The sequence below is a fragment of the Vibrio sp. 10N.239.312.C11 genome (assembly GCF_041466065.1).
Taxonomy (GTDB): domain Bacteria; phylum Pseudomonadota; class Gammaproteobacteria; order Enterobacterales; family Vibrionaceae; genus Vibrio; species Vibrio tasmaniensis_A.
Window position 1 is genome coordinate 12012 of the sequence record NZ_JBFSRZ010000022.1, and the last position, 14470, is coordinate 26481.

The 14470-nt window shown below is 42.7% G+C and carries 12 protein-coding genes; 5 read left to right on the top strand and 7 right to left on the bottom strand.

Annotated features, from left to right (window positions below):
* Positions 1 to 195: 195 nt before the first annotated feature.
* Positions 196 to 2361 carry a phosphate acetyltransferase gene (pta, locus tag AB6D07_RS11455; RefSeq protein ID WP_029222899.1) on the bottom strand — a complete coding sequence of 722 codons (2166 nt, stop codon included), beginning with the start codon at positions 2359 to 2361 and terminating at the stop codon, positions 196 to 198.
* A 146-nt stretch (positions 2362 to 2507) separates the two neighbouring features.
* The gene (locus AB6D07_RS11460; RefSeq protein WP_009848631.1) at positions 2508 to 3704 is read right to left on the bottom strand and encodes an acetate kinase; all 1197 of its coding nucleotides are present in this window, start codon (positions 3702 to 3704) and stop codon (positions 2508 to 2510) included.
* Positions 3705 to 4045: 341 nt separating this feature from the next.
* Here AB6D07_RS11460 and yfbV point away from each other — a divergent pair, with 341 nt between their 5' ends.
* From yfbV to AB6D07_RS11475, 3 genes are all read left to right on the top strand, one after another.
* The gene (gene yfbV, locus AB6D07_RS11465) at positions 4046 to 4498 is read left to right on the top strand and encodes a terminus macrodomain insulation protein YfbV (protein WP_009848630.1); all 453 of its coding nucleotides are present in this window, start codon (positions 4046 to 4048) and stop codon (positions 4496 to 4498) included.
* A 307-nt stretch (positions 4499 to 4805) separates the two neighbouring features.
* On the top strand, positions 4806 to 5771 hold the full coding sequence (locus tag AB6D07_RS11470; RefSeq protein ID WP_017099048.1) for an ABC transporter substrate binding protein: 966 nt from the start codon (positions 4806 to 4808) through the stop codon (positions 5769 to 5771).
* Positions 5772 to 6022: 251 nt separating this feature from the next.
* Positions 6023 to 7489, top strand: coding sequence for a sensor domain-containing diguanylate cyclase (locus AB6D07_RS11475; protein WP_017102829.1), 1467 nt, complete (start codon positions 6023 to 6025; stop codon positions 7487 to 7489).
* A 43-nt stretch (positions 7490 to 7532) separates the two neighbouring features.
* On the opposite strand, the gene dusC is transcribed toward AB6D07_RS11475, so the two are convergent.
* Together dusC and AB6D07_RS11485 are read right to left on the bottom strand one after the other, a co-directional pair.
* Positions 7533 to 8489 carry a tRNA dihydrouridine(16) synthase DusC gene (gene dusC / locus AB6D07_RS11480; RefSeq protein WP_017099046.1) on the bottom strand — a complete coding sequence of 319 codons (957 nt, stop codon included), beginning with the start codon at positions 8487 to 8489 and terminating at the stop codon, positions 7533 to 7535.
* 70 nt (positions 8490 to 8559) lie between these two features.
* Entirely contained in the window at positions 8560 to 9102 is a 543-nt protein-coding gene (locus AB6D07_RS11485; protein ID WP_009848626.1) for a prepilin-type N-terminal cleavage/methylation domain-containing protein, read from the bottom strand.
* A 218-nt stretch (positions 9103 to 9320) separates the two neighbouring features.
* Here AB6D07_RS11485 and AB6D07_RS11490 point away from each other — a divergent pair, with 218 nt between their 5' ends.
* Entirely contained in the window at positions 9321 to 9941 is a 621-nt protein-coding gene (locus AB6D07_RS11490) for an SEC-C metal-binding domain-containing protein (protein ID WP_012603553.1), read from the top strand.
* 73 nt (positions 9942 to 10014) lie between these two features.
* Here AB6D07_RS11490 and dsbB read toward each other — a convergent pair whose 3' ends face one another.
* Positions 10015 to 10539, bottom strand: coding sequence for a disulfide bond formation protein DsbB (gene dsbB, locus AB6D07_RS11495; RefSeq protein WP_009848624.1), 525 nt, complete (start codon positions 10537 to 10539; stop codon positions 10015 to 10017).
* Between the two features lie 131 nt (positions 10540 to 10670).
* Positions 10671 to 12263, bottom strand: coding sequence for a Na(+)/H(+) antiporter NhaB (gene nhaB / locus AB6D07_RS11500; protein ID WP_009848623.1), 1593 nt, complete (start codon positions 12261 to 12263; stop codon positions 10671 to 10673).
* Positions 12264 to 12904: 641 nt separating this feature from the next.
* On the opposite strand from nhaB, the gene fadR reads away from it, so the two are divergent.
* Complete coding sequence (fadR, locus tag AB6D07_RS11505) at positions 12905 to 13744, top strand: fatty acid metabolism transcriptional regulator FadR (RefSeq protein WP_009848622.1); 840 nt, start codon at positions 12905 to 12907, stop codon at positions 13742 to 13744.
* A 141-nt stretch (positions 13745 to 13885) separates the two neighbouring features.
* Here the strand turns inward: fadR and AB6D07_RS11510 are convergent, their stop codons facing one another.
* Positions 13886 to 14365, bottom strand: a complete 480-nt coding sequence (locus AB6D07_RS11510) for a DUF1456 family protein (protein WP_017099045.1) — start codon at positions 14363 to 14365, stop codon at positions 13886 to 13888.
* Positions 14366 to 14470: the final 105 nt, after the last annotated feature.

A 14470-nucleotide genomic window follows, 5' to 3' on the forward strand; every position in this document is an offset into this window, starting at 1 on the left:
GTAGGTTAATAATAGAAAGGAAAGAAAAAGACAACCCGATAAATCAGTGGTTTAGCTAAAAGTGAAAATACAGCTATTGGGTGGCGTACGAATAGAGCGAGGTTTGTCATTTCGACCAATTTTCGATGATAAAAAGCCCATGCAAATAGCATAGGCTTTGATACTTTTAAAGCATTTAAGAACGAGAAAATGTAATTAGTTAATTACTTTTTCTTCAGCTTGAGCTGCTTGGTCTGCTTGGATAGCCGTTAGAGCTACAGTGTAAACGATATCGTCTACTAGAGCGCCACGTGACAAGTCATTTACTGGCTTGCGCATACCTTGAAGCATTGGACCGATAGATACTAGATCTGCTGAACGCTGTACCGCTTTGTAAGTCGTGTTACCCGTGTTTAGGTCTGGGAATACGAATACTGTCGCTTTACCTGCAACTGGAGAGTTAGGCGCTTTAGAAGCGGCTACGTTTTCCATGATTGCTGCGTCGTACTGAAGAGGACCGTCGATCACTAGATCAGGACGTTTCGCTTGAGCAAGTTTGGTTGCTTCACGCACTTTATCTACGTCTGCACCTTTACCAGATTCACCAGTAGAGTAAGAGATCATAGCAACGCGTGGGTCGATACCGAATGCAGCAGCAGAATCTGCAGATTGGATAGCGATTTCAGCAAGCTGTTCAGCTGTTGGATCTGGGTTGATCGCACAGTCACCGTATACAAGCACTTGATCAGGCAGAAGCATGAAGAAGATTGAAGATACGATAGAAGCATCAGGAGCAGTCTTGATGATCTGGAACGGAGGAACGATAGTGTTCGCCGTTGTGTGAACAGCACCAGATACTAGACCGTCAACTTCACCAGCTTCAAGCATCATAGTGCCTAAGAATACTGAATCGTCTAGCTTCTCACGAGCAACAACTTCAGTCATGCCTTTAGCGCCACGAAGTTCTACTAGACGAGCTACGTAGTTTTCGCGAACTGATGCAGAGTCGATGATCTCAACGCCAGCGCCAAGCTCAACACCTTGCTGCGCTGCAACGCGACGGATTTCTTCAGGGTTACCTAGAAGTACACACGTTGCGATACCGCGCTCAGCACAGATAGCCGCAGCTTTAACTGTACGTGGTTCGTCACCTTCAGGAAGAACGATGCGCTTAGCCGCTTTACGAGCAAATTCAGTTAGCTGGTAACGGAATGCTGGTGGGCTTAGACGACGGATGCCTTGAGTACCTTCAGATAGAGAATCAATCCAAGGGCCATCAATGTGGCTTGCAACGTGATCGTTAACGAACTCGATACGCTCTTTATCGTCTGCAGGAACTTCTAGGTTGAAGCTCTGTAGGTTTAGAGACGTCTGCCAAGTGTTACCTTGAGCTTTGAAGATCGGTAGACCTGAAGCGAATGCTGGTGCACAAAGGTTAGCAATACTTTCTGGAATGTCGTAACCGCCAGTCAGTAGGATTGCGCCAATCTCAACACCGTTTTTCGCAGCAAGAGCCGCAGCAACGATAACGTCAGGACGGTCTGCAGAAGTTACTAGCAGTGAACCTGGCTTGAAGTGCTCAATCATGTGCGGTAGAGAACGTGCACAGAAAGTGATGCTCTTAATACGACGAGTTGAGATTTCACCTTCGTTAACGATTTCAGCGTTAAGGTGCTTAGCCATATCAACCGCACGAGTTGCGATTAGGTCGATGCTCCATGGCACACAGCCAAGAACACGGATAGGGCTAGAATTGAAGATTTGCATTACTTCAAGGTTCGCTTGCTGAGCGCTGTCTGCATCATCAAAGATTTCAGATAGGTCAGGGCGAGTACGACCAGCTTCATCAACAGGAGCATTAAGCTTGTTGATGATTACGCCTTTGATATTCTTGTTTTTTGTACCGCCGAAGTTAGAACATGCTACTTCGATACGCTCTTTAAGTTGCGTAGGGTTGTCAGTACCAGGAGTCGCAACGAATACGATCTCTGCGCCAAGCGTTTTTGCGATTTCTGCGTTCACTTGGTTTGCAAACGGGTGCTTACGAGTAGGGACTAGGCCTTCGATTAGCGTTACTTCAGCGTCTTTGTTGATTTTGTTGTATTGCTCAACAACAGATTCAAGAAGCTCATCCGTTTTTTCACTACCGATCAAAGCTTCAGCTTTTGTCATTGCGATTGGCTCACCAATCTTAATGTCGCTGTTCGCGCTGATGATAGTAGAGGTTAAATCTGGCTGGTTACCACCGCTACGAGGTTGAGCGATTGGCTTGTAGAAAGAAACACTTACGCCCTTACGCTCCATAGCGCGAAGAACACCCATGCTAACACTAGTAAGACCAACACCAGCGCTTGTAGGGATAAGCATAATAGTACGTGACATTGACGAACACCTTTGACTATTGGAAATAAAAAAGCTCAACCGCTATTCCCACCGATAAACATATTGGGGTAGGAATAGAAGTTGAGCCCCATTTTCTTGATATGAAAAACTGACTAGCTTCGAGTGAAGCTAGTCAGGAAAATCAATTAAAGACCTGCTAGTTTCGCAGTGTCTTCAGCAATTACTAGCTCTTCGTTAGTCGAGATAACCATTGCAGGGATACGGCTGTTAGCTGTAGTGATAGTACCTTCGCCGCCGAAACGAGCTTTAAGGTTAGCTTCACCGTCAACTTCGATGCCGAAGATGCCTAGGCGGTTAAGAACCATTTCACGGATTGGGCCAGAGTTCTCGCCGATGCCGCCAGTGAAAGTGATTGCGTCTAGACGACCTTCTAGAGTTGCAGTGTAACCAGCAACGTACTTAGCTAGACGGTGACAGAACACGTCCATTGCACGAGTTGCTTCTTCTTTCTCGCCGTAGTTGTCTTCAACGAAACGACAGTCAGAAGTCACTTCAGTTAGACCAGCAAGACCAGATTCTTTAGTTAGCATGTTGTTGATTTCTTCAACAGAGTAACCAAGAGCGTCGTGTAGGTGGAAGATGATTGCAGGATCTAGGTCACCACAACGTGTACCCATTACAAGACCTTCAAGAGGAGTAAGACCCATAGAAGTATCTACAGATTGACCGTTCTTGATTGCACATACAGAAGCGCCGTTACCTAGGTGACAGTTGATGATGTTAACTTCTTCAACTGGCTTGTTTAGTAGGCCTGCAACTTCACGAGTGATGAATAGGTGAGAAGTACCGTGCATGCCGTAACGACGGATGCCGTGCTCTTTGTACAGGTTGTACGGTAGAGCGTATAGGTAAGACTCAGAAGGCATTGTTTGGTGGAACGCAGTGTCAAATACAGCAACGTTTTGTAGACCAGGGAAGTTTTTTTGAGCCGCTTCGATACCGATAAGGTGAGCAGGGTTGTGAAGAGGTGCAAAAGTCGCAGCGTCTTGAATACCCTTAAGAACTTCATCAGTGATAAGCGCAGAAGAAGTGAACTGCTCACCGCCGTGTACGATACGGTGACCGATAGCGCCAAGGTTAGCTTTAAGCTCAGGCTTAGAAGCAAGAATAGTTTCTACCATGAAAGATAGTGCTTCTACGTGAGCTGCGCCCGCGCCTAGTTGTGCTTCATGCTTGCCATCAAGTTTCCATTTCATACGAGCTTCTGGAAGACCTAGACACTCAGCAAGACCAGTTAGGTGCTCTGCACCTGATTCTGCATCAACAACAGCGAATTTAAGAGAAGAACTACCACAGTTTAAAACTAAAACTAGCTTAGACATTAATGACTACCTGTTTATTTTTCTGATCGAAATCAGTTAAGGATGAAAATTAATCTCAAGAATAGTCGAAGCACATGGGCTTGCGTACTAACCTTGGTCAAAAAAACGTTAATTTCCGTATAAATTGAAAGCACTCTTTATCAAAAAGAGGCTTGTGCATTCCTTGCAGAAGTCTTCTCAAAGTTGCTTAAATTGTAAATAAGGGCAACAATGAGATTGAGGTCTGCAAATAATAGCGATATTGTGCAAATATAACAAAAAAATTTGAAAGAATATTATTTTTCGTCAAATTTTTGTGTTTTTAGTTGATGGTTTCAACTTTTTTTTAATGGGAGACTCATATGAGCAATAGAGTTGGTTTAGCGAGTAGTTTAAAAGATGGCCAAAAGTACATGGATCTCTGGCCCGTCCGCAAAGAGTTAAACTCGATCTTCCCTGAACAGCGCATTATCAAAGCGACGCGTTTTGGCGTGAAAGTGATGCCAGCGATAGCTGCTATTAGTGTTCTTACACAAATGGTCTTTAATAATTATCAAGCGATGCCACAAGCAGTGGTCATGGCTTTGTTTGCAATCAGCTTACCGCTTCAAGGCATGTGGTGGTTAGGTAATCGCTCAAACACACAACTTCCACCTGCGCTAGTATCGTGGTATCGCGAACTTCACGAGAAGATCACGGAAACGGGTTTTGCGTTAGAGCCAATGAAGTCGCGCCCTCGTTATAAAGAATTGGCGATCATTTTAAATCGCGCATTTCGTCAGCTAGATAAATCCTCAATGGAACGTTGGTTCTAATGAGTTTCAACTCTCCTCTTGTCTGAGAGCAACTATTCTTCATTGATGGTTTGTTCTCAGGTTTGACTTTAATATTTTCACTTCGTTTTTATTTATCCCGCTCCCCTCATTCTTTTTTCTCTTACTACTCATGTAGTTTCTTACCTTTCAAATTCTGCCTCTCGCTATTTCACGCATTTTTCGAGCCTTGTTGTGTTTTTGTTAAATATAACTTCAAGTTATCAATGGTTACTGGTGATAATATCAATAGTGATGTTGTTCTCTTTGAGCGAGCAATAATGAGTAGAGCTTGATTCAGGGAGCGATAATGAGTTCTGTAAAAAAGGTATTGGCAGCGGTCGTAAGTTGTCTGTTGTTGCTATGGACAAGCAATGTAATGGCGAACGTTGCCAAAGTTTCGGTTTCACAAGTTGTCGACCATCCAGATCTGAATGCGACGCGTCTAGGGCTTCTTGAAGGATTGAGAGCAAAAGGTTACGAACCGGGTAAAAATTTAGAGTTTTCTTATGAAATGGCTGGTGGCAATCCCGTTCAGGCAGCAAAAATAGCCAGAGAGTTAGTTAGTGAGAACCCTCATGTATTAGTTGGCATCGCGACACCGACCTCTCAAGCGTTGGTTTCAGCGACTCGAACGATCCCGATTGTGTTCACCGCGGTGACAGACCCTATCGGAGCAAGACTTGTTAAACAATTGGAGCAGCCGGGACGAAATGTCACGGGCCTTTCTGACTTATCACCTATTTCCCAACATGTATCTCTTATTAAAGAGCTACTCCCCAATGCAGTTTCAGTCGGTGTGGTTTATAACCCAGCAGAGGCAAATGCTGTTGCTTTAGTAGGGCTGTTAAAGCAGTCTACACGAGACTTTGGCTTTACTTTGCATACTGCTAAAGCGTTGACTATCGATGATGTAGAAGAAAAAACAGCATCCGTGGCTAAAAAATCTGATGTTATCTACGCGCTAACCGATAACACGGTGGCAAGCGGTATTGAAGGACTTATAAATGCAGCAAACCAAGCTGGCACACCCGTGGTTGCAGGAGCAACGTCTTATGTTGGCAAGGGAGCAATAGCTGGGTTAGGTCTAGATTACTATGACGTTGGGGTGCAGACCGCTGATTATGTGGCCGCTATTTTGGACGGACAAAAACCAGGGAAGTTGAGTGTTAAAACGGCTCAAAGCTCTCAGTTGGTAGTTAACCTAGATGCCGCTCGTATGCTTGGTTTGACGCTACCTAAGTCTGTGGTTGATCGTGCGATAGTCAGTCGTTAATAGGTATTTACATCAAAAAAATCATGTTTGATAAGTCACTTTGTTAACAGGGACTTAAACCATCATAATGAACAACATTAGTCGACTCTCACCATTAGCTGCGATCTATTTTATTCATTTTTAAGTAGTTATTTACCCGATAGGTGCATCGTTAATACCAACTTACATTATTTTACATCGAGAGGGCTGTCGATTAATGTCATAATATTAATGGAACTAATGAAAATAACTGAGCGCTAAGAGCACATTCTATGAAAGTAAATAGGCACTTTAGCCTTACCTTTGTCTTCGGCTTTCCCGCTGTGATCGCGACCATGTTACTTGGGCTGATAGGAAAAAATTATTTTGATGCGGTTGAAAAAGACATCAGCAGTGAGTTTCAGCGTATTGAAGAAGTGTTTAAACGAACGACCAAAATTGTTACCGCTCTAGATTACAGCTTCTCTAATTACTACAAATCAGGAAACCCTCTTTTCCTTGATCACAATAAGCAAGTGGTTGATGGTCTTTGCCGAATTTGGCCCATTGACGTATTACTTCTTGCTGACGGAAAAACCGCAGATATCCCCTCTGTCGATATCGACTATATGTTGGTTGGTCAAGAACCCCTTTGTAATGAAACCAGTGATAGCTATAAAAGTGCGTCAGAAAAAATTGCTCTCGCGCCAATTCTTTCATTTTTGTCCCAGCTTGATGAATATCACAACGGCGTACACTTTATTGATACTCGTGGGTATGTGATCTCTTCGCCAGAAGACTTTGCTAAAGAGCTAGGGAAAGAACTACTTTCGACCATAAAAAGCCGCCCGTATTGGCAAAGAACCGCCAACAATCCAGAACAATTGACTTTAACGGGTCCTGCGTATCGATTTGACTCTCTTGACCGTATGATAAGCATGACGATTCCGGTGTTTCATAAGGGGATACATCAAGGAATGCTTTCTGTTGAGATTGACGCCAGTAAATTGCTTGCGAGTTCGAATGAGCACTTAGCCGGTAGAATCGATATTATTGATACCACCTTGGTTAATCCGGTTGATAGCGCTACTTTCTATCGCGCGATACAACTGGAAGGAGTCACCTCTCATCACGCGATGTACTACGAATTAGATTTTGCCAAAGAGGTAGAGCACTTTTTTGTCTACGAGAAAGACAGTCTGATTGTCGCTATCATCGTATATCTATTCTCTGTAACGCTCTTTTTCTTCGTTAACTCCAATATTGAACGTGGTTACTTCAAAGAGCTAGCAGCTAAAGATCCGATGACCGGGCTGCTAAATCGCAGAGGATTGGAAGCTTTTTGGCGCAGTGTGGAGCATGACCAGTTATTCGCCTTGACTGTATTTGACATTGATAATTTCAAGTTGATTAATGATACCTTTGGGCATGACAAAGGGGATGATGTTATTCGCTACATGTCCCGCCAGATAAGTAATAGCATTCGAAGTAGTGATGTAGCAGCAAGGTTTGGTGGTGAAGAGTTTGTCGTTTATCTTAAAGGTGATGATCGTGAAACGTTAATGAGGACATTAGAGCGTGTTAAAAATGCTGTCTGTGCAAACTCAGCTAACATTGTACCTAATGGTTTTACTGTCTCTGGTGGTGTTTGTATTACTGAAGCTGAGCATAATAACCTAAGCTTTGAAGAGATATTCAAACACGCGGATGAAAAGTTGTACGTGGCTAAGACGACAGGTAAAGACCGCATCGTATTTTAACCACGCTATTGAACTTCTATGTTAGAGAAGAAGGGGAACTAACTCACACAGTTTGGCGATGTTCCTCTTGATAACGCTGAAGGCGCTCCACAATAGGTGGCGCTTTCTTGAAAGTGCGAATTTCTTTAAATAGTTCGTTCGCTTCAGGGTAGCCTTTACTTAGATAAACAAACCACTGCTTCACTCTATTGGGGTAGTACATGCCTTTGTCCCCTTTTATTTGAAACTCTGAATAGCGTAGCAAAAGTTCGATGACTTTATTCCACGGCATTTTTGGGTGGTTGTGCTTAACGACGTTGCCAAGATTTGGAATGTTGAAAGCGCCACGACAGACCATCAATGAATCGACGCCAGTGGCTTCTATGCAATCTTGACCATCTTGATAGTTCCAGATTTCCCCATTAGCAATCAAAGGTAGAGACGTTTTTTCTCTTATTTGATTGATGTAATCCCATTTAATTTCGCTGGCTTTATAGCCGCCAACTTTGGTTCTTGCATGCACAGTGAGTTCGTCTGCCTTTGCTTGTTCGATAGCGTCGACAATTTCAAAGCACTCTTCCGGGTGCTCCCAACCCAATCGAATTTTTGCAGATACGGGAATGTGTGCTGGCACCGCATCTCGACAAGACTTCACCACTTGATAGATGAGTTCTGGTTCTTTTAGCAGTGACGCACCGCCATTACTTTTGTTTACCGCTTTTGCAGGGCAACCAAAATTAAGATCAATGCCTTTAGCGCCTAAACTAGCAGCTTGAAAAGCATTCTCGGCCATCCAATTTGGGTGTTGTCCTAGAAGCTGGAGATGGATTGGAACACCAGCCATGGTTTGAGAGCCTTGATGCAATTCAGGGCAAATACGGTGAAAAACATGCGGAGGAAGAAGTTGATCAACTACGCGCACAAATTCCGTCACACAGAGATCGTAATCATTGATCTCTGTGAGAATTTCACGCATTAGATGGTCTAAAACGCCCTCCATAGGGCCAAGTATTACTCGCATTTGCTTTACCGAAACTGAATGGATCGAAAATTAAGACGCGTGATTGTACGGGCAAGTTAAAAGCTTGTCACTATGAGCTAGGTGAATCTGACGTAACAGTTATTTCACCGGTTAGAGGGAAGTAGTTGAGCCTTGGTAAATCTTCGCCTAGCGAGTAACCATCAGTGTAGTAGTAATAGCAGCTTGGATCTGATGTATACCAAGCAACGATCGGTTCTTCTGAAGGGAATACTGAGCTACCGTGATCTCTAACGGTGAGGTCAGTATTCATGAGCGCCCGCCAAAGCCTTGCGCAGTCACTCCCTCTAATTGCAGTCCCCGAATTAATCGGTAGTTGATCAACAGCGATTGGAAAACCAGTCGATGAAGGATAAACGCTGCCTTCACCATAATCGACATCTTGATTAAAATCAGGCTCTCCATCAACAAGCCACTGTGAGTGGTAAAGGTTAACCGCAGTTCGAAAAGAAGAAAAAGCACCTTGAGCTATAGCTTCATGGCTATCGCGTTGGTAATTTAGAAAGCGAGGAGCTGCGGTAACGGCAAGTATGCCTAAAATAACGACGACAGAGACTAGCTCTATCAAAGTAAAACCATTTTGGTGTTGTTTCATAATGTATTCTATATATAACTAAATATTTCAATGACTCTTTTACACTTCAAACTTAAATTTTCAAAATGAAATAAGTTTAGTTTGCTGAATTGAACTAAAGATAATGTTTGCGTGGCTACTGGTAGGTGTAATTAATCATAGAGCTATACGAATAATTACTAATTGTTAGCCTTGTGGGTATAATGGAGACAACAGAATTGACCGACTAGTGAAGTAATATGAAGTATCAATTATTGAGTCTTCCTGACTCAATTAACGACGTAACAGCCCAGTTTGTAGAAGGTGCTATATTTGCATCTAACCTTGCAACTAAACCTCTTGATCCAGAGGCTTGGTTACCTATAGCTATTCCTGAAACTGGTCAGGACTTCGTTCCTCAAGTCACCGAGCAAATTAATCGCCAACATAACCTCATTCAGCGAAGTGAATATTTGCTTACAGAAGTGCTTGATGCAGATAATTTTGCTGAACAGCTAGCCGATTTTTCTGAAGGTTTTATGATGGTCTGGCCGACGATTGAAGAACAGTGGCAGGAAACGTCAATCGCAGATGGCACATTACGCATGCTACAAGCAATGTTAACAACATTCATGCTGGCGATTGATGAAGAACAGACAATCGAGCAAATGAAAGCAGCTGGATTAGAAACCCCGCCAACTTTGAATGATCTCGTCGGGCAAGTCGATTTGATGGTGACAGAAGTTGCGCTAGCAGCGGATGAAGCGATGCTCGGAAATAAATCTCAAAGTGTGAATCCGTTTAAGGGCATCGGCCGAAATGATGTTTGCCCGTGTGAAAGTGGTAAAAAGTTTAAACAGTGCTGTGGTAAAAAATCTTAATTGCATTGTTAATAGATAATAAAAAGTCGACGTAATGTCGACTTTTTCGTTTCTTAACATGATGTGCTAATTGTTAGTCATTCTTCGATTTAACGAATTGAGAAATCACTACAAAACCGAAAGCAACCAAGTTACCCGCGAAGATAATCACTAGCCATTGAGGCATTGAAAGTTCTAAGAACTGCCATACAACCTTGCTGCAGTCGCCGTAGGCCTCAAACATCCACGGAGCCCATTGGTTTAGAGGTGCCCAGCTAGGGAAGGTCACGAACAGGTCACAGGTAGCGAAAGGAGATGGGTTAAACTGGTAGTCAACGTGCTCTAAAGCAAGCATCAACCCTTTATACGCACCTAACCCCCAACCAAGTAGACCTAGCCAACGTGAAATCGGATTATGCGGGGCAATAGCACCAATCATTGCTGCGATGCCGATAGCGAGCATAGCAACGCGCTCGTAGATACACATTACGCAAGGGCCAAGCATCATCACGTGCTGAAAGAAAAGAGCACATGCTTCAAAAAAGACAATAAAAGCCAGCAGTAAAAGCCAAGATAAACGTCCCTTAGAGAAGTCTTTGAGCATTGCAAAAAAGTTCACGAATTTAATCCTGTCAATAAAATAAAAAAGCCCTGATTACTCAGAGCTTTTTATCTTGGATAAGTTTCCTAATCAACTAATATTTTTGATTAGTTAGATGCACCTATTGTGTTTAGCGATAGAAGTCCGGGTTAGTGGCCACCGGAGATAACTGGAGCTACCACTTCACCCGTACGGTGAATGATCCAACCTGCATCATAGAACCATGCTGTCATCGGTTCTACGAAGAACACAATACCGGCAAGGCCAACAAGTGCTAATACGAGAGTATATGGCAAAGCCATGATGACCATGCGGCCGTAAGACAGTCGAATTAACGGAGCAAGTGCTGACGTTAATAGGAATAGGAATGCAGCTTGGCCGTTTGGCGTAGCAACAGAAGGTAGGTTGGTACCTGTGTTGATAGCAACAGCAAGCAGATCAAATTGGTCGCGAGTGATGACGCCTTCAACCAGAGCTGTTTTAACTTCGTTGATGTAAACCGTACCGACGAATACGTTGTCAGAAACCATCGACAAGATACCGTTGGCTACGTAGAAGAGTGCGAGCTGTGCGCCTTTATCTTCAACGTGAAGTACAGCATCGATTACTGGCTTAAATAGAGCCTGGTCGATGATTACAGCAACAACCGCGAAAAAGACGGCAAGAAGTGCAGTAAATGGCAGTGCTTCTTCAAAGGCTTTACCCATCGAGTGTTCTTCAATTACACCTGTAAACGCTGTAGCTAAGATGATCACTGAAAGGCCAATCAAACCGACTTCAGCGACGTGAAGCGCAAGGCCAACAATAAGCCAAACTGCGATTGCACTCTGAACCCATAGTTTAGCTACATCTTGTTTTGTACGGTTTGCGCGTTCTTTGTTGTCAAATTCAACTAAGATTTGGCGAACGTTATTTGGCAGCTCTGCACCGTAGCCAAACACTTTGAATTTCTCGACAAGTGCACAAGTTAAAATACCACAGAAGAAAACAGGCAGTGTAACTGGCAGCATGCGGATAATAAATTCACCGAACTCCCAACCCGCTTGCTTAGCAATTACTAAGTTTTGTGGTTCACCTACCATGGTCATTACACCACCCAGAGCAGTACCAACACCGGCGTGCATAAGTAGTGAACGTAAGAATGCGCGGTAGTTTTCAAGGTCATCACGTGTTAGCTCAGAGATCTCTTCATCATGAGTATGATCGTGCGCAGACGTTGTGCCCTTACCTGATGCAACCTTGTGGTAGATAGAGTAGAAGCCCACTGCAACGCTAATGACTACGGCGATTACTGTCAGCGCATCTAGGAAGGCAGACAAGAATGCTGCGGCGACACAGAAAGCGACAGAGAGTAGAATTTTGGATTGGATACCGAGCAGGATCTTCGTAAAAATGAACAGAAGTAGTTCTTTCATGAAGTAGATGCCAGCAACCATGAATACGAGTAAGAGTAATACTGGTAGGTTTGCTTGTAGCTCATGATAAACCATTTCTGGTTTAGTCATGCCAATGGCGACGGCTTGAATTGCCAATAAGCCACCGGGTTGGAGAGGGTAGCACTTTAGAGCCATAGCTAGAGTGAAAATAAACTCAACCACTAATAGCCACCCCGCAACAAATGGGTCAACTAGGAAAAAAACAAACGGGTTGATGATTAAAAAGGAAATGATGGCAAGTTTATACCAATCAGGAGCTTTACCAAGGAAGTTTTTGATAAAAGCGTTTCCGAGAGACATCGGCATGTTAATACTCTTTTATGTTGATTATGAATAGACAAGCAATACAACATTTTGAGAATCGAGCTGTAGATTTAGTTAAAACCTATAACTAACAGTGACTTAGAAAAACTACATTCCATGTAATGTTCTGTGGTCTTGCCAAGTCACTCCCTTAGAAACTCAAGCACTGCTTATTTTTGAGCGCAACTCTACTCTTAGATAACATTTAGTCAACAGGAAAACCCCTGTAGCACTAAAAATACCTCTTTTTTGTTGAGAAACGCGATCAAAGTAGCGCAAGCATACCACTTAAAATGTGATAAAAACCGACTAGAATCAATATTTCAGCGAAATGATTAAAATTTACAGAATAACGACGGCTTATATATGATTATTACAACTTAATATTGCAAATTAATAGATTTAAAAATATGACCAATCTCATTGATTTTAAAAAGAATTTGTTGTGTTAATGGTTTGTTTAAATGATGGTTTGTAGTCGCTTGCTATCCAAACCTTGAGTGCAAACGTGTGCTGAACTTTAGAGTTTTAACTCTACTTGGGTTTTGAGTGAGTAAAATTTTTTGGGGGTATTTCCGCAGGGTGTTAACTAGTGGTATGATGAGTAAATTAGAACAAAATAATTAAATTGGATTGAAGTGTAGATGGTCATTAAGGCAAAGAGCCCGGCAGGATTTGCAGAAAAGTATATCATTGAAAGTATTTGGAATGGCCGTTTCGCTCCAGGTTCTATCTTGCCCGCAGAGCGTGAGCTTTCTGAGCTGATTGGTGTTACACGTACTACGCTTCGTGAAGTACTTCAGCGTCTTGCTCGTGATGGTTGGTTGACAATCCAACACGGTAAGCCAACTAAAGTTAATCAGTTTATGGAAACGTCAGGTCTTCATATCCTTGATACATTAATGACGTTGGACGTTGATAACGCAAGTAAAATGGTAGAAGACCTGCTTGCTGCTCGTACTAACATCAGCCCTATCTTTATGCGTTATGCATTCAAAGCAAATAAAGAGGCTTCAGAGCGTACGATTACTAACGTAATTGAATCTTGTGAATCTTTACTTGCGGCACCTACTTGGGATGAATTCTTAGAATCGTCGCCATATGCTGACAAGATCAAACAATCGGTGAAAGAAGACGTAGAAAAAGATGAAGCGAAGCGTCAAACGATCTTAATTGCTAAAACTTTTAACTTCTACGATTACATGCTTTTCCAACGTTTAGCATTCCATTCAGGTAACCAAATTTATGGCCTGATCTTCAATGGTGTTCGTAAGTTGTACGACCGTGTTGGCAGCTACTACTTCTCTAACCCAGAAGCTCGTCGTTTAGCCATGGAGTTCTACAAAAACTTGTTTGTTATTTGTGAAAGCGGTGAGCGTGAGAATTTACCACTTGTGATTCGTAACTACGGTATCGCAAGCGCACAGATTTGGAACGAGATGAAGACAACGTTACCGACAAACTTTACTGAAGACGACAGCTAAGTCTTTTCATAAAAGTATTGTTCGGTTGTTTTACTTATTGAGTAAACGACGTAAAGAAACGAAAAAGCGGCGAGATAATCAAATTATCTCGCCGCTTTTTATTTATTGATAGTTGGTGAAAACGTATCAATAGGCAGTAACTTACCCTGCAAACTCTTCTGAGTCTGGACGGTTAGTAAATTGCACGCCATTTAGAAAATCGCAAAGTAGTTGGTCTTCACATACTTTGTAGTTCTTGTTCTCTGGCTTACGGAAGTAGGCACCAATCTCGTACTTACTTAGGCTGATGCCTACCACTTCTAATATATCTAATACATCTTCTGCTTTCATGTTCAACGCAATACGCAGCTTCATGAAAATCATGTTGTTAGTCAGAGCAACTTCAGGTTTAGGTTGAACACCTTCTTTTTTGCCACGCTTAATATTGATAAAACCATTTAGGAATACCGCTAACTCTTTATCTTTCATCTTAGAGCATGACTTGTCGTTGTCGTCTTTTAGCCAATTAATCACTTGGTCATGAGCAACGGTCACATCAGCTTGCTCGATAGCTTTAATGATCTGTGCATTTTTAAGGTTTAGCGCGTGTTGAATACGACGCAAGATTTCGTTGTTAGTCACTGGGGATTCCTAAAAAGGGTTTGAAGAGTAAAAGGTGTTGGTTAGCCCGTTATTGTCGGCAAACAAATTTCTACTCTACATAGCATAGTTGACGGCGACTCTAAC

Excerpts from the sequence above, each read along its gene's own strand:
- pta (WP_029222899.1), bottom strand. The coding sequence starts at position 2,361 with ATGTCACGTACTATTATGCTTATCCCTACAAGCGCTGGTGTTGGTCTT.
- AB6D07_RS11460 (WP_009848631.1), bottom strand. The coding sequence starts at position 3,704 with ATGTCTAAGCTAGTTTTAGTTTTAAACTGTGGTAGTTCTTCTCTTAAA.
- yfbV (WP_009848630.1), top strand. The coding sequence starts at position 4,046 with ATGAGCAATAGAGTTGGTTTAGCGAGTAGTTTAAAAGATGGCCAAAAG.
- AB6D07_RS11470 (WP_017099048.1), top strand. The coding sequence starts at position 4,806 with ATGAGTTCTGTAAAAAAGGTATTGGCAGCGGTCGTAAGTTGTCTGTTG.
- AB6D07_RS11475 (WP_017102829.1), top strand. The coding sequence starts at position 6,023 with ATGAAAGTAAATAGGCACTTTAGCCTTACCTTTGTCTTCGGCTTTCCC.
- dusC (WP_017099046.1), bottom strand. The coding sequence starts at position 8,489 with ATGCGAGTAATACTTGGCCCTATGGAGGGCGTTTTAGACCATCTAATG.
- AB6D07_RS11485 (WP_009848626.1), bottom strand. The coding sequence starts at position 9,102 with ATGAAACAACACCAAAATGGTTTTACTTTGATAGAGCTAGTCTCTGTC.
- AB6D07_RS11490 (WP_012603553.1), top strand. The coding sequence starts at position 9,321 with ATGAAGTATCAATTATTGAGTCTTCCTGACTCAATTAACGACGTAACA.
- nhaB (WP_009848623.1), bottom strand. The coding sequence starts at position 12,263 with ATGCCGATGTCTCTCGGAAACGCTTTTATCAAAAACTTCCTTGGTAAA.
- fadR (WP_009848622.1), top strand. The coding sequence starts at position 12,905 with ATGGTCATTAAGGCAAAGAGCCCGGCAGGATTTGCAGAAAAGTATATC.